The 23,052-nt window shown below is 38.2% G+C and carries 18 protein-coding genes; 4 read left to right on the top strand and 14 right to left on the bottom strand.

Going from position 1 to position 23,052, the window contains the following annotated elements; translation table 11 throughout:
• Positions 1-312: 312 nt before the first annotated feature.
• Complete coding sequence (gene purL, locus Q0791_RS06775; protein WP_299004154.1) at positions 313-4,194, bottom strand: phosphoribosylformylglycinamidine synthase; 3,882 nt, start codon at positions 4,192-4,194, stop codon at positions 313-315.
• Positions 4,195-4,463: 269 nt separating this feature from the next.
• Here purL and mltF point away from each other — a divergent pair, with 269 nt between their 5' ends.
• Both mltF and Q0791_RS06765 read left to right on the top strand, forming a co-directional pair.
• Entirely contained in the window at positions 4,464-5,999 is a 1,536-nt protein-coding gene (gene mltF, locus Q0791_RS06770) for a membrane-bound lytic murein transglycosylase MltF (protein ID WP_299004081.1), read from the top strand.
• Between the two features lie 99 nt (positions 6,000-6,098).
• On the top strand, positions 6,099-6,248 hold the full coding sequence (locus Q0791_RS06765) for a hypothetical protein (protein WP_299004078.1): 150 nt from the start codon (positions 6,099-6,101) through the stop codon (positions 6,246-6,248).
• A gap of 133 nt (positions 6,249-6,381) precedes the next feature.
• Here Q0791_RS06765 and tadA read toward each other — a convergent pair whose 3' ends face one another.
• From tadA to Q0791_RS06715, 10 genes are all read right to left on the bottom strand, one after another.
• The gene (gene tadA / locus Q0791_RS06760; RefSeq protein ID WP_299004076.1) at positions 6,382-6,897 is read right to left on the bottom strand and encodes a tRNA adenosine(34) deaminase TadA; all 516 of its coding nucleotides are present in this window, start codon (positions 6,895-6,897) and stop codon (positions 6,382-6,384) included.
• Between the two features lie 22 nt (positions 6,898-6,919).
• Complete coding sequence (locus Q0791_RS06755) at positions 6,920-7,570, bottom strand: trimeric intracellular cation channel family protein (protein WP_299004074.1); 651 nt, start codon at positions 7,568-7,570, stop codon at positions 6,920-6,922.
• A gap of 264 nt (positions 7,571-7,834) precedes the next feature.
• Positions 7,835-8,485 carry an HAD-IA family hydrolase gene (locus Q0791_RS06750; protein WP_299004072.1) on the bottom strand — a complete coding sequence of 217 codons (651 nt, stop codon included), beginning with the start codon at positions 8,483-8,485 and terminating at the stop codon, positions 7,835-7,837.
• A 54-nt stretch (positions 8,486-8,539) separates the two neighbouring features.
• Positions 8,540-8,674 carry a hypothetical protein gene (locus Q0791_RS06745; protein ID WP_299004071.1) on the bottom strand — a complete coding sequence of 45 codons (135 nt, stop codon included), beginning with the start codon at positions 8,672-8,674 and terminating at the stop codon, positions 8,540-8,542.
• 71 nt (positions 8,675-8,745) lie between these two features.
• Entirely contained in the window at positions 8,746-10,251 is a 1,506-nt protein-coding gene (locus Q0791_RS06740; protein ID WP_299004069.1) for a hypothetical protein, read from the bottom strand.
• Between the two features lie 263 nt (positions 10,252-10,514).
• Positions 10,515-11,957 carry a hypothetical protein gene (locus tag Q0791_RS06735; RefSeq protein WP_299004067.1) on the bottom strand — a complete coding sequence of 481 codons (1,443 nt, stop codon included), beginning with the start codon at positions 11,955-11,957 and terminating at the stop codon, positions 10,515-10,517.
• 9 nt (positions 11,958-11,966) lie between these two features.
• The gene (locus tag Q0791_RS06730) at positions 11,967-12,815 is read right to left on the bottom strand and encodes a hypothetical protein (RefSeq protein WP_299004065.1); all 849 of its coding nucleotides are present in this window, start codon (positions 12,813-12,815) and stop codon (positions 11,967-11,969) included.
• A gap of 91 nt (positions 12,816-12,906) precedes the next feature.
• A complete protein-coding gene (locus Q0791_RS06725; RefSeq protein WP_299004063.1) occupies positions 12,907-13,791 on the bottom strand; it encodes a Hint domain-containing protein in 885 nt (294 codons plus the stop codon).
• A gap of 133 nt (positions 13,792-13,924) precedes the next feature.
• The gene (locus Q0791_RS06720) at positions 13,925-14,704 is read right to left on the bottom strand and encodes a hypothetical protein (protein WP_299004061.1); all 780 of its coding nucleotides are present in this window, start codon (positions 14,702-14,704) and stop codon (positions 13,925-13,927) included.
• A 204-nt stretch (positions 14,705-14,908) separates the two neighbouring features.
• Complete coding sequence (locus tag Q0791_RS06715) at positions 14,909-16,417, bottom strand: S8 family serine peptidase (RefSeq protein ID WP_299004059.1); 1,509 nt, start codon at positions 16,415-16,417, stop codon at positions 14,909-14,911.
• Positions 16,418-17,061: 644 nt separating this feature from the next.
• Here Q0791_RS06715 and Q0791_RS06710 point away from each other — a divergent pair.
• Both Q0791_RS06710 and Q0791_RS06705 read left to right on the top strand, forming a co-directional pair.
• The gene (locus tag Q0791_RS06710) at positions 17,062-17,580 is read left to right on the top strand and encodes a GNAT family N-acetyltransferase (protein ID WP_299004058.1); all 519 of its coding nucleotides are present in this window, start codon (positions 17,062-17,064) and stop codon (positions 17,578-17,580) included.
• Positions 17,581-17,841: 261 nt separating this feature from the next.
• Positions 17,842-18,354, top strand: a complete 513-nt coding sequence (locus tag Q0791_RS06705; RefSeq protein WP_299004056.1) for a GNAT family N-acetyltransferase — start codon at positions 17,842-17,844, stop codon at positions 18,352-18,354.
• Positions 18,355-18,456: 102 nt separating this feature from the next.
• On the opposite strand, the gene Q0791_RS06700 is transcribed toward Q0791_RS06705, so the two are convergent.
• The 3 genes from Q0791_RS06700 to Q0791_RS25280 form a co-directional block, all read right to left on the bottom strand.
• Complete coding sequence (locus Q0791_RS06700; protein ID WP_299004054.1) at positions 18,457-20,508, bottom strand: hypothetical protein; 2,052 nt, start codon at positions 20,506-20,508, stop codon at positions 18,457-18,459.
• Positions 20,509-21,580: 1,072 nt separating this feature from the next.
• Positions 21,581-22,219 (bottom strand): sterol desaturase family protein, encoded by a 639-nt coding sequence (locus tag Q0791_RS06695; protein WP_299004052.1) that lies wholly within the window; start codon positions 22,217-22,219, stop codon positions 21,581-21,583.
• Between the two features lie 737 nt (positions 22,220-22,956).
• On the bottom strand, positions 22,957-23,052 hold a 96-nt coding region (locus Q0791_RS25280), incomplete at its 5' end, for an IS3 family transposase (RefSeq protein ID WP_366942486.1).

Here is a 23,052-nt window from a genome sequence, read left to right as displayed (position 1 = left end):
AAGTCCTTATTGCACACTGTTAAAACTATTATTTAACAGGTGATAACCATCTGTTACACATAGTCATTTCATTCCAATCTATAGTGTTTTTATACTCTCCAGTTACAGAGTAATCAATCAAAGTGGCAGGTTTCAGTGGGTTTTGCGGGGCAGTACACATTTCAAAAGGATAGTATTGACAAAAGTCTTATTTCGTGGAACAGGCTTTACTAATATTCAAAAAAACAAACTAAGGTAAAAACAAGTCCCCAACAAAAAAGCCGCAATACAATGCGGCTTTTTAAAGGATAAATCAGAAAAAATATACCTGTATTACCCTATGGCTTTTCTCACATTACGGAACATACGCATCCAAGGGCTGTCTTCTCCCCATTCATCAGGATGCCAAGAATTTGCAACCGTTCTAAAAACACGTTCGGGATGAGGCATCATAATGGTTACTCGACCATCGACACTGGTTAACCCCGTTATTCCCTCGGGGGAGCCATTTGGGTTTTGCGGATATTGCGTCGCGAATTGACCATGACCATCAACATAATTCAGCGCTATGGTACCAGAGGCTTTTGTTGCAGCCAAAGCATCAAGGCTGGCAAATTCAGCTCGCCCTTCACCATGGGACACTGCAATAGGCATACGTGATCCTGCCATTCCTTCAAAAAATAAAGAGGGGCTAGATTGCACCTCAACCAAACTAAAACGGGCTTCAAATTGCTCTGAACGATTTCGAACAAAATGCGGCCAATATTCGGTTCCCGGTATAATGGCTTTCAAATTAGATAACATTTGACAACCATTACACACTCCAAGTGAGATACTCTGATCACGCTCAAAGAAACGACTAAACTGTTCACGTGCCCTAGGATTGAATAAAATCGACTTGGCCCAACCTTCACCTGCGCCCAATACATCACCGTAAGAGAATCCACCACAAGCGGCAAGACCTTGGAATTGTTCAAGGCTGACCGTACCACTGAGAATATCACTCATGTGTACATCACGGCTGTCAAAACCTGCTCGATTAAAAGCCGCCGCCATCTCAAGATGTGAATTAACACCTTGTTCACGTAAGATGGCCATTTTAGGCGCAGTGCCTTTTAAAATATAAGGCGCAGCAACATCATCGTTAATATCAAAGCTTAATTCGGCCGTTAATCCTGGCTCAAAAGCTTGCTGTTTTAATTTAAGCTCTTCCAAAGCACATTGTGAATTGTCACGTCTTGCTTGCATTTGATAAGTGGTTTCAGCCCAAACCCCTCTAAGTCGACTTCGTTTTTCCTTGAACACTTGTTGCTGGTTGTCAAAAACAGTGATCGCATCAGCAGTGTTAAGCTTAGCAATGCGGTAGCATCTCAATCCAACTTGCTCAAATTGCGAAATAATACTAATGGACTGTTTTTCACTGACTTGTAAAACGGCGCCTAATTCTTCATTAAATAAGCGTTCAATATGAGTTCCTTGTAACACACTGATATCAATATCAAGCCCAGTATTACCGGCAAACGCCATCTCAACTAAAGTCGTAAACAAACCTCCATCACTGCGATCGTGATAAGCCATAACAGCTTGCTCAGCAACAAGAGACTGCATCACCTCGAAAAAGCCTCTTAACGTGGCTGCATTATTCAAATCAGGTGCCACATCACCCAATTCGCTAAAGACTTGCGCTAAACAAGAGCCTCCAAGTCGCGGTTGCTCTGCCCCTAAGTCTACCAATAATATGGCTGAATCCCCTTTATCGGTTCTCAACTCAGGCGTTACCGTATGACGAATGTCCTGAACACGACCAAATGCTGTGATCACCAAAGACATGGGGGATGTCACCGCTTTTTGTTCACTGCCATCTTGCCAAGCTGTGCGCATTGACATGGAGTCTTTCCCCACAGGAATTGTCAATGACAATTCAGGACAAAGTTCCTCACCTATGGCTTTTACCGCCTCATAAAGACCCGCCCCCTCTCCTGGATGATCGGCAGCCGACATCCAGTTGGCCGAGAGCTTGATGTGCTTCAAACTTCCAATATCCGTCCCTGCGATGTTCATTATCGATTCCGCAACGGCCATCCTCGCTGAAGCGCCAAAATCTAATAAAGCCAAAGGTGTGCGTTCACCTAAAGACATCGCCTCACCGACATAAGTATCATAACTGGCCGCGGTAACAGCGCAGTCTGCAACTGGCACCTGCCAAGGACCGACCATTTGATCTCGATTAACCAGCCCTGTCACGCTTCTATCACCAATGGTAATAAGAAACGTTTTCTCTGCCACCGCAGGTAAACGTAAAATACGCAATGCCGCTTCTTTGACACTCATATTTTCTTGAGCGACAGCAGGTGATTGTGCTTGCAGTTTTTGCGTCTCTCGACTCATTTTCGGCGCTTTACCCAATAAGACTTCTAAAGGTAAATCAATGGGGTTATCACCAAAATGCTTATCCGATAATACCAAGTCTTTCTCTGCCGTTGCCTCACCCACAATGGCAAAAGGGGCTCTTTCACGTTCACAGATCGCTTTAAACTTGGCCATATTTTCTGGAGCAACCGACATCACATAGCGTTCTTGAGATTCGTTACACCAGATTTCAAGTGGACTCATTCCCGGTTCATCGGAAGGCACATTGCGTAATTCAAATCGCCCACCTCGGCCGCCATCATCCACCAATTCTGGAAAGGCATTGGATAACCCGCCCGCGCCAACATCGTGAATGAATTGAATGGGGTTGTCCTCTCCTAGCTGCCAACATCTATCAATCACTTCTTGACAACGACGCTCCATTTCGGGATTTTCACGTTGAACAGAGGCAAAATCTAATGCTTCACTGGACTGGCCTGATGCCATTGAAGAAGCCGCACCGCCGCCTAAACCAATGTTCATTGCAGGTCCACCCAGCACAACCAACTTCGCGCCGACGGTGATCTCCCCCTTTTGAACATGCTCTTCACGAATGTTGCCTAACCCGCCGGCTAACATAATGGGTTTATGATAACCACGTACTTCAAAGCCATTATGACTATTAACCGCCTGTTCATAGGTACGGAAATAGCCTAATAAAGCAGGGCGACCAAATTCATTGTTAAACGCCGCACCGCCCAAAGGACCTTCAGTCATAATATCAAGGGCACTGACAATACGATCAGGTTTACCATATTGTTTTTCCCAAGGTTGCTCAAAACCGGGAATATTAAGATTTGATACACTGTAGCCTGTTAATCCCGCTTTCGGTTTAGAACCCCTTCCCGTTGCACCTTCATCACGAATTTCGCCGCCAGAGCCAGTCGCTGCACCAGGATAAGGACTGATCGCAGTGGGATGATTATGGGTTTCTACCTTCATTAAAATATGCATTGGCTCAGTGTGATAAGCATATTCTCCATCACTGTTAGGAAAAAAGCGCCCTGCCGTTGACCCTGTCATGACAGCGGCATTATCTTTATAAGCTGATAACACATTATCGGGCGTTTTTTCATGAGTATTTTTGATCATTTTAAACAGCGACTTTGGCTGTTTCTCACCATCAATAGTCCAATCAGCATTAAAAATTTTATGTCGGCAATGTTCAGAGTTCGCTTGAGCAAACATCATCAATTCAACGTCATTGGGATTACGATTTAATTGAGTGAAGTTTTCAACTAAATAATCAATTTCATCATCGGCTAACGCTAAGCCCAACTCATTGTTGGCATCGATGAGTGCCGCTTTACCTTGGCCCAGTATGTCAACACTCTTAACAGGCTTAGGCGTGGTGTGTGCAAATAAGATTTCACTGTCGTTTAGGGCGTTGAATACCACTTCCATCATACGATCATAAAGCAAAGGTAACAGCAGCTGCTCTTGCTGCTCATTGAGTGACTTCGCATCAATGTAATAAGCAATACCACGCTCTAAACGTTTCACTTTATTTAAACCACAATTATGAGCAATATCGGTTGCTTTAGATGACCATGGGGATAAAGTGCCGGGACGTGGAGTCACAAAGTAGAGCATACCTTTAGGCACACTCGTCTCTGCGGCAGGCCCGTAAGTCAATAAAGTATGCAGTTGCTCTTGCTCAGCAGCCGTTAATTGTGAATCAATATCAGCAAGATGGATAAATTCGGAATAAATGGCTTGTATAGGCAAAGCTGCGGCTTCACAAGCTTGCATTAATTTTTGTACTCTAAACGCTGAAAGTGCTGGGGCTCCGCGGATGATCTCCATCACGTCATTTCACCTTTTTGATTAATTATTGCAGGGTCAAAATCTGGCGTCATTATAGGGAAATGTCCCAGACAAATCACTCGAACTCTAAACGCAAAACAATGTTTCCTTGTGAGTGCAAAATCAAAAAATATTACCGTTTAAAACAGCAATACAAACCAAAAACAATACCAGACCAATGGCTAAAAGGATACTTTTTGTTCAAAACTGGCTTTTATGCTATTATCGGCGGCTGTTTTTGAAAAAAGTGCCTAAAATAAGTTAAATTTATGAAAAAACTGCTATTCCTATTTTGTCTTCTTCTTACGCTTGCCGGATGCCAAAAAGCATCGGTTGAGCCTTTTAATACGGAGACTGTGCTTCCTAGCTCAAAAGAGGCAGATAAAGACAGCAGTGAAGCCGACTCGCCCACCACAGTGACAAATTCGCTCGATAACAGTAAAAAGGCCCCTCAAATCTTCAGCGAAGAGACCCAAGAACCTTCTCTAAAGGTGGGAACCTTATTTGGCCCCAGTATTTATTTTACAACGGATCAAGGTAGCTCCGGTTTTGATTATGAAATGGCTCAATCTTTTGCCAACTACTTAAAACAAACCTTGATAATCAAACCCTATGCCAATATTGATGAACTTTACCAAGCCATGGCACAAGGTGATATTGATATTATCGCTGCTGGATTAACGGAAACAGCCGAGCGCCGTAAAAAGTATCGCATTGGTCCTGTTCTCTATCGTGTCGATCAACTTTTAGTCTATAAGCAAGGTACCGATAAGCCTAAAAATATTACCGAGCTTTCTGATAAAATCACCGTGACGGCTAACTCCTCTTTTGCCGATATCTTATCGACACTGAATCAAGATAATCCTAAATTGAATTGGCAACAAGTGAGCGATAAAGATAATGCAGAGTTGCTGGGCATGATTGACAGCGGCGAAATTCCCTATACCTTAGCCAATTCCACCACCTTTAATATTAATCGACGTTACATGCCTGAATTACGAGCAGGCCCCATTCTTAAAAAGCAACAAGCCGTTGTTTGGTTATTGCCCAAAGAAAACAGTGATAAACTCATGAGTGAACTCCTCAGTTTTTGGGATCAAGAGCAAAAAGCAGGTGTGCTGGCCCATTTAAATGAAAAATATTTTGCCCATGTGCAACGCTTTGATTACGTCGATACTCGCGCCTTTATTCAAGCCATAGATACTCGACTTCCCGAATACCAAGACACTTTTCAAAAAAATGCGGGTGATTTAGATTGGCGAAAACTTGCCGCCACCGCCTATCAAGAGTCCCATTGGAAACCTAATGCTCGCTCTCCTACTGGCGTTCGTGGCTTAATGATGCTGACCTTAGCGACAGCCAAACAATTAGGCATAAAAAATAGGCTAGATCCAACACAAAGCATTGAAGGCGGCGCGCGATATTTAAAAGAAATTTTGAATAGGTTGCCAGACTCCATTCCTGAAAATCAACGAATGTGGTTTGCTTTAGCCTCTTATAATATCGGTATCGGTCACCTAGAAGATGCACGTAAGCTCGCTCAAAGCATGGGGCTTGACCCCAGCGCTTGGCGTGATGTGAAGCAGGTCTTACCCTTATTACAACAACGAAAATATTATAAAAAGACCCGTTACGGTTATGCCAGTGGCAAACAAGCCGTTCACTATGTGGATAGTATTCGACGTTATTACGATACGCTTGTTTGGGTCGACAATCAAAATATACAACTTGATGATAATTCATCCGATACACAAATGGCTGATATTACAAACAGTAATGATACATCGTCACAGCAAGATTTATAATAGACCCTCTCTCCATTCATTTTCTATGCACTCCGTTCGCTCGATCTCATGACCAGTCATGCTATATTAAATAGGAATAATAAAAATAGGGAGCCCAATATGAAACGAACCAGATTCAATCATTTTGCCGCAAGACGTCGTAGCCTGAGAAAAAACCGCTTAAATAAACCTCTTAATAGACGAAAACAGTTTTTTGCCCTGTCAAAATATGAACAAGCTTCCCAGTTATTTTCCTTAAAAAGCGCCTAATATAACTGTGATACTTCAAACTGCAGGATTCAGCTGGAATGAAAAGCCTGTTAGACAAGGCATTGAACATCGAGCCTAGTCATTCTAAGCCAATGTTTAATGATAATAAGCTAGGATGCTGTAGCGCGATGATTTAAGACAGCTTCGACAACTTTTTCTCTTTTTGCGCTGCCTTAATGGTCTTTTTTTCTTCTCGTCTTCGACGAAAAAATTGACTCAACTGCTTACTGCACTCATCAGCAAGTACACCAGAGGAAACTTGAATTTGATGGTTAAATTGTGGATGCCTCACCAAATCAAGGACACTTCCTGCAGCCCCTGTTTTGGCATCACTGGCACCAAATACTAAACGCGTCACTCGAGAGTGAACCATAGCGCCAGCACACATAGCACAAGGCTCTAAAGTCACATATAAGGTTGTTCCTAACAGTCGGTAATTTTCCAATCGTTTACCGGCTTGACGTAAACATTCCATTTCAGCATGAGCACTGGGATCATGCAAACTGATACTCAAATTATATCCAGTGCTTATCACCTGCCCGTCTTTCACTAAGACAGCCCCTACTGGCACCTCACCTTTTTCTTCCGCTTTAGCGGCCATATCCATGGCCATCTTCATAAAATACTGATCTTCAATTAACTGTGACAAATTGGCTCCACGTATGCTTTTTTTAATGGGCTTTATCCGATGAGTTCTCAGTGGCATACTGATAATCAAACTTAGGCATTCCCCAATGATACCGTATTGCCAGTAATCTGAAACCAAAACCTAAAGTCAAAGAAACAAATAAATTGACCCATTCAACAACACCTAATAGCTTCATTGTGATGTAAAGCGAAGCGGTCAAAATCGCCACTAAGGCATATAACTCTTTTTTGAAAATAAGCGGCATTTGATGGCATAAAATATCCCGAATAACACCTCCAAATACCCCTGTGACTAATCCCATCACCACAGCAACAATAGGACTAAAACCTAATAACAGTGTTTTTTGAGCCCCAATAATCGAAAATACCGCTAAACCTAATGCATCAATAATTAAAAATACTTTTGATAAATAACGCATAATCGGTGCAATAATCACTGTAAATAAAGATGCAAACGCAATAGCAACTAAATAATGAACATTTTCGACCCAAATGAGAGGGTAATTTCCCAGTAGCATATCTCGAAGCGTGCCTCCACCAATCGCAGTGACGCAACCAATAATCACCACACCAAAAAGATCCATTTGTTTCTTTCCAGCGGCTAATGCTCCGGTCATGGCCTCTGCCAAGATCCCGATTAGCCATAACACACCCATTAATTTCACTTCAAGCATGTTCATTACATTCACTTATTGACAATATTGCGCAATTTTGCCTTAATTCTTGACAAAATCAAATCAAACATGACAAAAAAAGCATGAATTAATCTAATGCAAAATCCAACTAAATTCGATTAAATATAATACGTAACAGGATTATCTCATAGCTCACTTGCAAGTAAGCTATTAAAATGAAGGCTATAACTGGAATAAGCTACCAAAAACCACTTTTGTCAGGCACTAAAAGTGTCAAAAGTTATTCTTTTATCATTAGATAAACTAATTAAAAATTTGTGAGGAATATTCCCTAAAAGAAGCACACACATAAGTGGGTTCATGTGCAATACATATGTCATCTCGACCAAATCCATGACAAACATAAACACTGCTCGCTCCAATCGCCTTGGCATAATCGATATCAATTAAGGTATCACCGAAATGTAGCATCTCATGGGGGATGAGTTTAGGAAAAGCGGGCTGAATAATCGAATGGTAACTGTCTGCTGAAGGTTTTTTCCTTAACCCTTTGCGTTCCCCAATGATTAAATCAAACATGCAACTTAACTCGTTCACATCTAAAAAGTCAACGATAGCCTTTTCATCTTTATTACTCACAATAGCAAGCTTAGCCCCTTGAGAACGACAATCGGTTAATAAAGCTGATGTATACGGATAAAGTGTCTGTAAAGCCGTGCATTGAGCATTATAGACTTGGCAAAAATTATCATATAAACCTAATATTTCACTATGAGACAACACAGAGTCAGTTAAAGCATGCAATACCGCAATAAAGCTCTCTCCTGACGTTAATTTATCGGATAAACAATCTAAATTAACATTAGGGATCACAATAGATAAAGCCGCCTTAATAGCATCAAAGGTATTACATAAGGTGCCATCAAAATCAAAACTAATCAGCTTATATTGCATTATTTTGCCGTAACTCTTTTAAAACAGATAATAAAAATTATAGAAATATCCTCGTTAGTTTTCTTCATTAGATTCTGATGAGGCTTGTAAAAGCATCATACTCACGCCTAACATGCACTCATCAAAATAAATAAAATAAATAAAATAAGGCTTTGCCTCCAGTGCGCTGGCAACAGCGGCAAACTGCACAAATTCACCACCATAACCAACTATACCCGTGATGCTCCAAGCGGCCTATTTTCAACAGTGCATAAACGTACCTAGTCCAAATAATCTAAGCGATAGACTTCATGTTGACGCCAAAACAAAGGATCTTGCATCTTGCATTTTCCCTCATAATCGGAAAATGCCCAATCACTATAATTGCATGTTTGTGGTGTCATTTTTTCTTTGATTTGTTCAATAACCAAATTATCCAGCAAGCGCTCTGGAAATTCGGTGTTTTTAATATGTATCGCTCTTGATAACGCTACAGGACTTGCCCAAGAAGGTTGCATTGATGTTATAGGATAAGAGTCTAAACCTAGCATATCCGTTTCCATTAATGGAGTGTTATTATAAGGAAATGGGCGAATAGGAGTAATGCCAAAATTAACAAATATATCTATCCATTGTTTAGAATTATCCCGATTGGGTTCCAATGCTGGAGCGGCGATATCATTAATCATACCTGTGTTGGGTAGCTTAGAGTCTAATGAAGCAAAATCACCCACTAAGATCCTATTAATGTAAGCCTTATCAATATCAAGTGCATTATTATCCAGCGTCATATTGACATCGCTTGCCTGAAAACCAAAGATACTTTGAGAATTAAACAGTACTTCATAAAATGGCCTCACAGCATTAAGTAATGCCTTTTTTTCTTCCATTGACGGCTGAGGTGTACTGCAATAGGACGCCCATAAACTTTCAATGCTGGCTAATGTATAGCCCCCAGAATAATTAATATACTCCACACTTTGTTTATCCAGCACATTTTCTTTAAAATCAGCAGAAACATCAGTGATATACTCATTTAGCCTTTGTAAATTGGTACTCGTTTGTCCATCTTCAATCTGACTTGGGTAACAAAATAAATCGGTTTTATGTTTAAAAAACTGGGGCTGTGGCGCAATCACAAATTCTGCTAAGGGGTTATGTTCCAGCAAATAAGTAAAAGGTTTGACACCGTGACCGCTAAACTCTTGGTAATTTGAATAAGGATAAATTTCATCAAATACCGTATATAAAGGCGTTAGCCAAGCGGCAGGAATAAATCGCGCTTGCTTGTCTTCATCGGTAAAATTGTCGATTGCTTTTAAAGTATCAACAACAAAAGCAGGTAATTCAAAAGCTGGATTATAATCGCCCCAATCATTTTGTTGGTAATAACCTGTATCAGCTTGTTTAAAAATGGCTTTTACTCTACTGCGATAACGCACAGTGGCAGAAAATTCAAGTCCATAATCCAAAATAAGTATCGTTTGATTTGGATCGGACTTTTCTTGTAAAAATTCACCATCGGAAAACGTTAAGCTCACCTGTTCACACGCTTCATCATTATTATCAATTTCACAGTTCAATGCATTTAACTGCGTTATTTTGTCAGTGAGCCAGTCATCAACTTGGGGCTTAAAATGCTGCTGTGGGATCTCGGGAACAGGTTCTACAATCTCCGGAGGTTCTTTAGAGGGCTCTTCAGCGGGCGGGGGACTGTCATCACTGCCACCACAAGCACTGAGTATTAAGCTTAAAAAAGTCAAGAAGATTATGCGTCTTTGTTTCATATGAATTCAATACCATTTATTCGACCTTTAATTAACATAACGTTAACAACCATCTGTGTAAATGAAAAGTTGATTTTTATATCGAAGACATATTTAAGTAAGTTGAAAATATTGCTTCAAAAGGGCTTTAGCTTAATTCACCAACCCATCTCTACTGCTTTCAACTCATGTTTAATCGAAAAACACAATGTCGAGATGGGCGGTTAGTGCAATCCTTATCCAGCTATCAGACTATTTAAGCTTGCATTTTATTCAATCAAAGTTTAATCAAGAAAGCCTAAGCGATAAACTTCATGCTGTCGATGTTTCAAAGGATCTTGCATTTTACATTTTTTTCGATATTCCCTGTATCTCCAACCCCAATACTCACAGTCTGCAGGCGTCATGTCTGACTTTATACTATTGATCACGTCATTAGGATCATCGCCGCTATAAAAATTAGTATTGCTAAGGTGTATAGCACGCGATAACGCAACAGGTGTCGCCCATGATGGCGTCATAGAAGTAATGGGAAATGAATCTAATCCCAAAATATCTGTTTGCATAACAGGCGTAGCATTATAAGGAAAGGGCCTAGCAGTCTCGACGCCAAAATTAATAAATACGTCTATCCATTTTTTCGAGTTATTACGATTCTCAACAAGTGCAGGAGGATAGCCTTTAAGGTAACCATCCTCAGGCAAATTAGAATCTTGATCACCTGTGGTATAATCGCCTACCAACATTCTATTTTTAAAGCTGGTATCTATATCCAGTGCATTGTTAGTCTTTGTCATATCAACACCCGTGGCCTGAAAACCCATAACACCAAGGTTATTGAACAACACATCATAAAATGGACGCATACTGTTTAACAAATCTGTGATCACAGTGTCGCTAGGTAAATAGGTTCCACAGGTTTGTGTCCATTGTTCTTTAACAGTATCAATCGTAAAGCCGCCTGAATAATTGACATAATTGATCCCCTGCCCTGTTACGACACTCATTACTTTTTCGTTGAAATCCTGAGACGCTTCGATAATAAAATCTTCAAGTTTCGTCAAATTACTAACTCCTGAATCATCAATATCCTGTGGATTGCAGAACCATTCAGATTGTTTACTAAAAAAAGCCGGTGGCGATGCAATAACAAGCTCAGCCTGAGGATTATGCTCTAGCAGGTAAGTCAATGGTGTCACCCCATGACCAATATATTGAATATAATTATAATAAGGGTACTTATCATCAAAGGTTGAATATAATTCTCCAAACCATGACGCAGGAACAAAAGTCGGGTTATCATCATAGTCAGTGAAATTATCAATTTGTTGAAGCGTTGTCCTTACAAAAGAGGGAACCTCAAATAATGAGTCAGAACCCATAACATACATTCCCTCATCATCTTGTATATAAGCGGCTTTTATTCGGCTTCTATAACGAAGCACAGATGGAAACTCTAAATTTGTGTCGATAATTAATATCGTTTGATCTGAGCGTGTTTTTTCATCAATAAATTGACCATCTGAAAACCTTACGGTGACTGTTTTACACTTATCCTCATCATAATTAGAGTCTGAATGACAGTCAAAATTAGACAACTCAACTTTTTTAGCTTCAATCCAATTATCCACTTTCTCTTTCAATGCACTAATGTCAGTAGCATAACTGGTATGACACATTAAAATTCCACCCAGAAAAACAGCGGTGTTGAATGTTATTTTTCTCATTAATTTTCCCTAATTAACTGTGTTAGTTGCGTTTTGCCCTACATCAATCACTTGAGCAACAATTATTTTTGCTTTTTCTCGGCCATATTTTTTGAGTAAAGGAAAAAATACGGCATTGTCGTAATAACTAATAATCTGCTTTGACATATCATCTCTGAATCCAGATTGATTTAATAAGGCAGCGACATTATTCGGATCTGAAAGTTCTTCAATATTAACTTGCTTGACCGCGATGTTTAATAAACTCTCTAAATCGTATTCTCTACCTTTTTCCAATTCTATACCGCTTTCAATTTGATGATTGAGTTGCTCAGCTAATTGAGTCGATACGTCATATAGCGGTTTTATATCACCCAATCTTGCTTGCTCTTCCAACATTTTTATGGCGTAAACACGAGCCAATGCTTGATCTTCACCGAAATCACTTAAGGTTGTGTTGATATCAAGTAAAATATTTTGCGCTTTTTCAAGATTGGCAGGTTTTTCTAACAGTGCTTGTATTTCTTCTCTTTGCAATGATTTTGCATTGAAAAAATTCCCCATGGCATGCATACGTTTAAAAGATTTAGTTAATAAAACCTGAGTATCGGTTTCATTAAGGATGTCTTTTTTCGGATGTTCCTCATTGAGTTTAGCTAAAAAACGCTGCTCCTGAGCCTTTAAAGAATCCTGTTTCTTTTTGCTATTTATGTGTTCTGTACTGTGGGAAGAATAATCTTGCTCTGTATTTTCAATGATGACTTGTTTAGTCTGAGAATTTAAATCAGGGGTAAAATTAAAGCTATAATAATACCCCCCTAAAATAACCGTTAATGCTACTGGTAATAGTATTTTTAAGTAAAAAAATTTTTTCACCATGTGCCCTATCCCTACTTATTATTACGACTAACAGTGTTATAAAAATAACAACGCTTAATTTTATTCATCGCTTTTTAATGCGCTTTCCATTTCATTGGCGTAAATTAATTTGACCAAGTTCCGAGGCTAATTGGTTCTGCCATGCTAAATCACCCACATAAACACCTTCTGCAACAATGATATGGTTTACATCATCTATACCGTTAGTTTCAAAGTTATAGACTTCGTTGAAGGTTTCCTCTCGCCCAATGTTCACGATTTCAACTGGCTCCTGTGTCATTGCGCTAATGAAACTATCAGTTTCAGTCACATCTTTAGCTGCAACCATTTCACCAGTACTTAATAACATACCGTGATGCTGAGTGACTTTCAGCTGAGTCCCATCTGCCAGTTCAAAGACATATAAAGGAAGTTGCTCTTTTCCTTTAGCAATCGCTTTAATTGGAAAATCTTCAACGAGTAATGACGATAGGCTAGACGTTGAGCTCAACGCGACGAGTTGATGTGATTTATTCACTTCACTTGCAGCCATTTCAATATGAGCACCAGCAGCTGCTGAAAATACTGAAATGTTAGTCGTGGATTCAAAACAGCCACATTTACAAATTACGCCAATATTATTATTACGATCGATGACTGGGTAGTAACCATTAGCAAGCCCCCAACTGTAGGCAGAAGCAGTAATCAAACGGTTATCTAAAGCATAATCTAGCTCAACTTTACACTCTGTAGCCGATATCGGCCCTGTACAGCGCCCAGTAATATCGCTATTTTGTGCAAGCCTAGAGAATGTCGCTAAACTCATGCCATTATAAGAAGGAGGTTCGGGCTCACAGCTATTAATCGATAACCTCATATTCATGTCTTCAACCTGAGACCGCTCGCCTTGGTCCATCACAATAATGGGGCATTGATAAACCGCCCATGCAGAAGCAGACATGAAATAAATAAAACTTAGTATTATAACTTTTAACATATTCATTAAAATTCCTTTTTAATATTATTATTTCCAGTTTGATAACTCATTCACCCGCTTTAATTAATAAAAGAGCTGAACTTAACCTATTTCAGCTCTTTAAAGCATATTCATATAATTTACTTAGTTAATATTATTGACGTAATTTAATTTGACCAAGTTCTGACGCTAATTGGTTCTGCCATACTAGATCACCAACATAAACACCTTCAGCAATAATGATATGATTGACATCATCTGTACCGTTAGTTTCAAAGTTATAGACATCATTAAAGGTTTTCTCTCTTGTGATCTTCACAATCTCAACTGGCTCTTGCGTTATTGCACTAATGAAGCTATCAGTTTCAGTGACATCTTTAGCTGCAACCATTTCACCAGTACTTAATAACATACCGTGATGTTGAGTGACTTTCAGCATAGTGCCATCTGCAAGACCAAAGACATATAAAAGCTGCTCTTCTTCCCCTTGAGCAATCGCATTAATTGCAAAATCTTCAACGATTAATGACGATAAACTCGCGTTCGAGCTTAACGCTACCAGTTGATGTGATTTATTCACTTCACTTGCAGCAATGTCTATATGACCGCCATCTGTCGCTGAAAATACAGAAATGTTAGTACTAGACTCAAAACAACCACATTTACAGATAGCGCCAATTCTGTCATTACGATCAATAACCGGGTAATAGCCGTTAGCGACCCCCCAATCATATGATCTTTGGGTAATTAAGTTGTTCTCTAATGCATAATCCAATTCGACTCTGCATTCAGCTGTCGATATACCACCGATACAACGTACATTTTTATCTGAATTAGTTGCTGTTGCCTGAAACTGTTCAAGATCCATGGCAGCGAATGCAGTAGAAGATACCACACATACCAGACTCAATAGCAATATTTTAATGATTTTCATAACAATTCCTTTTATTAATAAATAAACCTAAAACAAAACTAGGTTTGATATGATTTAAAATTTTAGGTAGTAAACACAGCACCTGTTGTATTTCTTTCATTGAATAAAAGGCATTCAATGAATAGAAATTTTGTTTGACAGATCAATATTCTGCTAAGAAAAATAATACTCAGCTAAATAGCAGGTAAATAATAGACGGATTACTTAGTTACTGTTAGCCTTTAACGTTACACCATTAAAAGCGGAATATCCGTGAACTAGAATATGCCAAGTACCCGATTTAGGATTGTTGATCACACAAGACTCGTTATTGCCTTCCACGGCTCCTGCACAATCAAAATCTAAAGGTATAGGCGTTATACCATGTTTGATATATAAATCAGCATCACCTGAACCACCAGATATAGTGACAGTTAATTGACTTCTACCAGCGGGAACATCATGAGTGTACCTAGATTCAGAATTAGCATCACCACTAAGAACAACTTCTAAACCATCGCCTGGTTCATCGACACTTTCGGTATACACTAAATTATTAGGCGAGCCATTTTTTGCATCTATCACTTTATTTTTAGTGGCGTTACTCGTTAATGCATCTGCTAACTGAGTCGGTGAAAGGCCTGCATTTTTATCTAGATATAAGGCAGCAACACCTGCAACATGCGGAGAAGCCATTGAAGTACCGCTGATAGTTTTCGTTGCTGAATTAGAACCAATCCAAGCAGACTTAATGCTAGAACCTGGTCCAAAAATATCTAAACAATTACCATAGTTAGAAAAACTTGAACGAGAGTCATTGCTTGTCGTTGAACCGACCGTAATCGCTTTTGGCTCACTGGCTGGTGATTTAGTACAAGCGTCACTATTATTATTGCCGGCAGCAACAACAAAAGCGATGCCACTATCAACAGCACTGGCCACTGCACTATTTAAAGCGGTTGATTGTCCTCCGCCAAGACTCATATTTGCAACAGAAGACCCACTTGCATGATCTGCTACCCAATCAACACCTCCAATCACTCCTGAAGTGCTACCTGAACCATTACAGCCCAATACTCTTACGCCAACAATATTCGCATTTTTAGCCACACCATAAGTGCTACCGGCAATCGTACCAGCGACGTGAGTACCATGCCCATTACAATCATTGGCATCATTATCATTATCGATAAAATCGCGACCACTTGTTGCACGCCCACCAAATTCATTATGGGAAAAATTAACACCTGTATCAATAACATAGGCTGTAACATTATTACCCAGCTGTGAAGGGTTGAAATGTCCATCTAACGGAAGGTTTCGTTGATCTATCCTATCTAATCCCCATGTTGCATTGGCTTGTCCTATATCGATTATAGGATCAATACTCATTACACTATCCTGCTCAATATAATCAACATTCGGGTGAGTTAATAAGGCTTTCAGTTGCTTAGGGTCAGCTTCAATAAGTGCACCATTAATTGTATTGCTGTACTTCAGTTTAGCTTCAACGCCTATTTGATTTTCAATTTGGTTGGTGATGCTAGCAGTAAATGCTTTTCGTGATGCTTTACTGTTAAGCAACTGAATATCATTCGTTTTATAAACAACAATATAATTACCTTTAATTGCTTTACCTGTTGGAGCAGCATGATAATTAGCCATATCATTTGCTGATGCGGTTCCTACACAACTACATATTGCTAACGCAAGTGTTGTCCGTAAAAACATCATTTATCTATATCCTTTTAGTTTTAAGTTAAATTTAACAACTTATTTTTTATATATTCCATTAGTAATAGCTAACAAGTACTTATGAATGCTGATATGTTTTGACTACATCATGCAAACTAGCCCCATTTAAAACAAGATAAATCAATAACATTAGCCACTTAACATCTATATAGCCATATGCATTTACTTAATACCAAGCTCGCATTTTGGCGATAACTAAGCGATATTATGTATCCTGATAACATCTAACATAGATTGTTGAGGAACTTTAAACACTCAGCCAAATGTTAACTAACAGTTAATATTATGGATACCAAATGTAAAGTCAATAGTAATATTAGTAAAATTTGATGTTTGAATATTGAATAGAAACATGCCTGAGTACTACAAAGCTATAGTCATTTCTAGGGAATGGAAAAATATTGCAAGGTAAGCCTATACAAAAGCGAAAAAGCGTACTTTGTTCCATATAAATTCAATACCGTTTAGCCGATAAGTAATTAGCATGTCGTTAACAACCATCTATATAAATAAAAAGTTGATTTTCCTATTTGCATTAAGGTGAGACATTAAAAGAGGATTGTCAAAGCATTCCAATCACGTCTACCATGCACGAATAAAAATACCCACAAAAAGGAATTTGAATGCCGTACCTTGATGTTAAGCCATACCATGCACTACCTTTAATCGAAAAGAATCGACAACAAACACATATTAAAGATAATTTTGGGCATATTGCCTTTGTAAGACAAAGGCAATGGGCTAAACCTGATATAAGTTTTTCTCTTAAAAAAGACAATGAACTATTGGCTTTTTTTCATATAGTGCTTCGTGAGGTTGAATTTGATGAGATCATAGTGCCAATTGCTGGACTTAGTAATCTTATCACTGTCCAAGAGCATCAAGGTAAAGGTTACGCCAGTACACTTCTCACACAAGGTTTTTCAATTCTTTTTAACCAACTGAATGTTCAACATAGCTTACTGCTATGTAAAGATGAACTTATCCCTTTTTATCAAAAAAATCATTGGTACACTGTTAACGCCAAGGTGCTTTTCAAGCAAGATCAAGGAATTGAAATTTACCGCTCCAATACTTTACTCTGCAGTGCTAACACTCAACTCAACCCCAACTACATCAATTTAAATGGCCTGCCTTGGTAATGACTCTTTAAGGCCTATTCTTTAATAGCACTATATATTTATACCCGTGTCTGGTGATTTATCAGTCACGGATATAAATGGGTTTAACTGTGTGTTGCCACAGAGGCACAGAAGATCTTTCACTGTATGTCATGCCAAATACTTGCCAATCACGCATTGCAATGCCTTAATTAAATGATAGATCCAGTAAGCCACTCAGTGTCAATAACCCCTGAAACGAGATTGATTTATATAAGTAATTGATAAGGTTAATATAATACTATGCTAAAAATTGATAATTACCATAGTTTATCTATAGAAGAAAGACAGAAGCAACAAGAATATATTGATGACGTTTTTGGTGACATTGATTTCATTAAAAAAAGGCAGTGGGCTCATCCCGATTTTGTCTTTGCTTTTAAGCAAGAAGACGATCTATTTTCCTTTTTTAACTTGATCATTCGAGAAGCCACTTTCGATGATAAAAAAACCAAAATTGCAGGAGTCGCAAATGCTGTCACTCCAAAACACTACCGTGGTAAAGGTTACGCCTCACAATTATTAACTCAAGCTCAACCTGTTATTTTTAAACAACTAAAAGTAGAACATGCATTGTTACTTTGTACAGACGATTTAACAGATTTCTATCAGCACTTAGGTTGGTATAAAGTCAATAGTAAAGTTCAGTTCCAACAAGGTAATGACATTGAACATTATCAAGCGAATACGCTTTTATTAAGTCCTAATGAGCCTATCTATCCTAAAAATATTAATTTAAATGGTCTGCCTTGGTAAAAAATCAAAATGCGATGGTCAGAAACACACCGCATATCAATTAAACTGTTTCTATCTCATTAAAGATAGGTACCTATAATAAGACAGAAATAAAGTCATAAACTATTCAAAGTATATTGGGTCAGTAAAATAATTAATAACTTTATCTGCTAACCAGCCTCCATCATCACCAACACTAACGATTGGCACATCAGCAACTCCAGTCGTGTTACCCCCACCAAACAGAATCGAAAAGACATTCGCATCACTCACCGCAGACTCTAAATATCCTTCATCCCAAGTATAATCGGTTCCTGTGCCATCAGCGGTGACTTGTAAATAAGGAATAATCTCTTGAGAATAACTACTGTAAGCTGTTAGATCTATGTCTGAAATATAGCTGTTAACGCTATCAAAATCTACAGCACTGGTGCCCCCATGCTCGCTACTAAACATGAAATTCGGGAACGTACCACCATACGCACCTCTATCATCACCATCACCGTCTTCTTGAATATGCCCACCCGGCATTTGCCACAACATAACTGGCTTATTATCAAGTTGACGGCTGATCTCACCAACATAAGAGAAGAAAGTCGTCCAATCCTGAGCATTAAACAAGTAACCAATGCTGTAGGCACTTGAGTTAAAATCATCAAATTCATAACGATCAAATGCAATAAAATCAGGCTGATCATCGCCATCAAAGACAGCTAACTCATCAAGAAATTCCGCTACACTAGTGGCTTTACTCGACTCAGAGCCGTCCCTTAACCATTCTGTTCCACCGGAAGCCCATAGGTTCTCTTGCCAACCAAAAGACACATCAGGCGCAAAGGTTTTCATTACCCAATTGGTCATGGCGATCCAACCTTTAAGATCATTTGAGATAGTGGGCAGTGTATAATTTTCTACTGGCGTCGTATCTGTCACTGTGCCATTAGCATCCACAAGACTGGTCCAATCTTCTTTCGCGTTCCAATATCCCCAGGAACACACAGAATATAGATCGTCATATAAATCATTAATATTACCTGTGAAAGAACCTTCACAGGTACTTCTGTGATCGCTATCAGCTAAATTAGTATAACTGTATGTGGTTTCTTGCTCAGCAAAGTTAATGGCTGACGTCAGAATAGAAGTTAAATCCATTGCCCCCAAGGTGCTATCTAGACTCTCTTTCAAATTATTTTGCTGTATATATCCCAATAAATCTGGATTCAATACCACGCTGCCGACAGAATCACCATTACTGTCTTGATTCGCTTCCAGCATTTTAGCTATCATAATAAGCTTAATAAACTTGTTCTTAATACCTGTTTCAGAAAAATCAGCTGAGTAGTCTTCGTAGCTCATGTTAGCCATATAAACCACCATCACAGGTAATACTGCATGATCATTAGGAATCGAACCTGACGCTGCATAACTGGTAGTAAGATTATTGGCTTCCACTATCGTTTTCTTAGTGTAATAAGGATAATCGAGATCAATATCCCCCTCTAATCCAGTGCCAGCATATTTGAAAATGGCATTGACAGGGCGACTTTGAAACGACTCTTCAGAAGATACAGTGTCATCGCTATAATCTTCAATCAAGGTATCATCAGTAATTGATCCCATAGCTAAATAGCTCGGCCAGCCTTTTACTGTCCCTGCTGAATCAGATGAACCTGAATCACTAGAGCTGCCACTGGCCTCTCCATTAACCGTGAATGATACTGATGTCGTTGAAAAACTCCCATCACTGTAATCACTGCTGAAACTAATGCTGCCAGTTTGGGAAGTATCATCATCAATTGTACTTGCCACCACAGAAATGGTACAACTTGTTGAACCACTGGCAATCTTACAAGTATTTGTGTCACTAAAAGTCAGTAAACCTGATGATTCTGTCGCTGTCACTGTCGTATCAGCGCTAGGAGAAGCGTCTGAACTAATAGTAATCACCGCCGAATCACCCGACGTCAATGAGCTAGGATCCATACTTGGTGTTAATATAATTGCCTGTGTATCTGCGCCGCTATCCTCACCGGATGAGGATCCATCATCGGTTGATGAAGAATCATTTTCACTTGTTGAGCTTGAATCACTATCGCCTCCACCACAGGCAACAAGTTGTGATGACAGCGCAAATAAGGCTAAATATAACAATGCTCTTATTGAAGGTTTATTCATTCATTACCTCTAATTTTTTCTTTATTTAATAAGCTCACAAGTAACCTTAATTAATTAACTTTTGTTGTTATCTTCCAATATCACTGATACTCATTAAACATGACTATTTGACTTTGACTTATCGACAAAATAAGCATTAATAAAATGAAAAATATAAAATGCGTATAACATAGCCGACAAAAAAGTTTGCAAGATAAATATTCACTTTAATTTTAACCGCGTAAACTATATTAAATTCAAATTAATCTCAAAGGAAAAACGAACTTAATTTTAATATTTACACTTTTTTACCAGAAATAAAATCAATATTATCCAATCCAAATAGTTATACGGCAGGCACTTACAAAAACTTAATCAATTAAATAAAAGGGAAATAATGAATTGGCGCTTGAAAGTTATTATTCAGAATTCATAAAGGTATGTAACCATTTGCAAAACACTAAAGTAAACAAAATAAAAAATATTTCATAAAAACATTCACACAAGATCAAGAAAAGTGAAAATTAAAATGTAAATGAAAAAGTAATACCGACTCACTCTACAATCATAAACTTTGACCATCTCATCGCTATTTTACTTGCTTTAATCGCGGCTAATGTAAATACTTTCTTTGTTACTGGAAAAAAGCGTTATAACTTTAAAACCCTTTTACTTTTATTAGTATCAGTGCCAATTTTTGTTTGCTCCTTACTTTGCTTGCCGCCCCTCTATTTGGTGCCCCCAAGTACTCATAAGTGCTTAAGCTCAATGGCATATGGGTCCTTGTCAGTGACTTTGTTTTATTCTTAATTTACCTCGGATTTAACTTATTATACTCTTATTTTGGCGCTTCCAGTTATATCATCTATGCCATGCTTTCTATTCTAACCACACTTATTGTCAGTGGATTCGTCTTTAAAGAAACCTTAAATGCTTATCATTGACTCGCATTACTTTCGGCCATCATCACGATTATTCTATTCAGTTTAGGAAACAGTAAAGTAATACCTTCTTGACTTTCAATCGCCATAATAGCCGACACTAGAAAAGGGATTTTTCTACAAAGCACCTTTTTATATTGTGTATTAGAATGTTAACCGACTTCTCTCTCAAGAGCAGTATTTAGCTTTTTATTCTTACTCTCCTTTTGTTTATTCCATAAATGTGGACGATAAGGAGCGAGCTCTTGAAAAATAAAATCATGTTTTATATAATCTTTCACTTCTGAAAACAAGCCCATCTTCGTTTTTTTATTATATTTATCACCGTTAATAAATGTACCATGCAAAATATCGAAAAATATTACCATCAATCCGAAATTTGAATTAGCTTGTTTAGGTATCTTTGAATGATGAAATCTATGATTCGTTGCTGAACTGAAAATATAATTAAAAAAGCCCATTTTAAAATCAGCATTAATATGTTGATAAGGAGCCAGCAAGATAAATATACTAAAACGAAAGATCAAAAACTCTTTACTGATCCCCAATAAATACATTGGAGTATAAACGAGTGCGAAGGCGACTAAATAACTCAATAGATTATTACGAAAATTATTCAACCAATACATTGAACTCGGGCTATGATGTGTAGCATGCCCTCGCCATAATAGAGGTTGAGTATGAACTAACCTATGAGCCCAATAACTTAAATACTCCATCAATAAAAAACCAATGGCGACCTCCCAAAAAATCGGTAAGTTGGATAAGGAGAATATGCTCTGATAACCCATTGCTTCTATCACCCAAAAGCAAAGTTTAACATAAAATACAGCAATCACAGGAATTAACAGAAAATTATTAGTTATATAAAATAAAAAATCTGTTTTTAATTCGTTTTTTCAAATGGCTGATTTTTATCAAATGGAATTAAAAATTCAAAAGATAAGCAAAAAAAAGCCGCTATCAACCTAAGTATTAAGAAATACAGGGAAACACTCAGTCCCGGTTCTAAAGTAAATATCTCCCATGAAATAAACATAAATAATATAAGTGAAACGGGAAAACCTAAAATTGAAATCAACTTATAAAGTAAAGTTCCTTTATTTAACATCATTATTTCCTTTTTATGTATTATCTTTCACCTATTATTATATTTTTTAAGCACTTAGATATTCCAAATATGAAACTCATGAAATTTAACTCAACAAATACCAGCAGCGCTTTCCCTTGAGTATAATCAGGGTTCATTTGATTAAAAAACTGCGAATATGGATTCGAGGCCAGTTTTTCAGAATAAAATAATTTATTCATATACCTAGGTACAGCCTGAGATAAAACTAAGTAATTATCATGGCGTTGTTGCTTAAATCTAAGGAACCATTTGGTCATTCTGTGATCTGATCTTGTCAGTACGAAAACGAGACAGATGACATGGGCAAATCCAAACGTAAAATAACGAACTGGAAACAGTATAACCAAGCATTGGTCTGACCTGGTCAACTGAATTCGGTCACCCTAGTTAAGTTCGTTAAGCAACTTCTTTTAATAGCTTATCCATACGTTCAAATTCATTGGGACTTTGATAATTAAGGTATGAATGCATCCGCTGGCTGTTGTACCACAT

Source organism: uncultured Shewanella sp., from assembly GCF_947495455.1.
In the GTDB taxonomy this organism is placed as follows: Bacteria; Pseudomonadota; Gammaproteobacteria; order Enterobacterales; family Shewanellaceae; genus Shewanella.
This window is presented reverse-complemented; position numbering and strand designations above follow the sequence as displayed.

Coding starts and splice junctions, on each gene's coding strand:
- Q0791_RS06740 (WP_299004069.1), bottom strand. CDS start 10,251: ATGAAACAAAGACGCATAATCTTCTTGACTTTTTTAAGCTTAATACTC.
- Q0791_RS06755 (WP_299004074.1), bottom strand. CDS start 7,570: ATGCTTGAAGTGAAATTAATGGGTGTGTTATGGCTAATCGGGATCTTG.
- Q0791_RS06765 (WP_299004078.1), top strand. CDS start 6,099: ATGAAACGAACCAGATTCAATCATTTTGCCGCAAGACGTCGTAGCCTG.
- Q0791_RS06750 (WP_299004072.1), bottom strand. CDS start 8,485: ATGCAATATAAGCTGATTAGTTTTGATTTTGATGGCACCTTATGTAAT.
- Q0791_RS06720 (WP_299004061.1), bottom strand. CDS start 14,704: ATGAAAATCATTAAAATATTGCTATTGAGTCTGGTATGTGTGGTATCT.
- Q0791_RS06715 (WP_299004059.1), bottom strand. CDS start 16,417: ATGATGTTTTTACGGACAACACTTGCGTTAGCAATATGTAGTTGTGTA.
- Q0791_RS06700 (WP_299004054.1), bottom strand. CDS start 20,508: ATGAATAAACCTTCAATAAGAGCATTGTTATATTTAGCCTTATTTGCG.
- purL (WP_299004154.1), bottom strand. CDS start 4,194: ATGGAGATCATCCGCGGAGCCCCAGCACTTTCAGCGTTTAGAGTACAA.
- Q0791_RS06725 (WP_299004063.1), bottom strand. CDS start 13,791: ATGTTAAAAGTTATAATACTAAGTTTTATTTATTTCATGTCTGCTTCT.
- Q0791_RS06730 (WP_299004065.1), bottom strand. CDS start 12,815: ATGGTGAAAAAATTTTTTTACTTAAAAATACTATTACCAGTAGCATTA.
- Q0791_RS06705 (WP_299004056.1), top strand. CDS start 17,842: ATGCTAAAAATTGATAATTACCATAGTTTATCTATAGAAGAAAGACAG.
- Q0791_RS06710 (WP_299004058.1), top strand. CDS start 17,062: ATGCCGTACCTTGATGTTAAGCCATACCATGCACTACCTTTAATCGAA.
- Q0791_RS06695 (WP_299004052.1), bottom strand. CDS start 22,219: ATGGGTTATCAGAGCATATTCTCCTTATCCAACTTACCGATTTTTTGG.
- mltF (WP_299004081.1), top strand. CDS start 4,464: ATGAAAAAACTGCTATTCCTATTTTGTCTTCTTCTTACGCTTGCCGGA.
- Q0791_RS06735 (WP_299004067.1), bottom strand. CDS start 11,957: ATGAGAAAAATAACATTCAACACCGCTGTTTTTCTGGGTGGAATTTTA.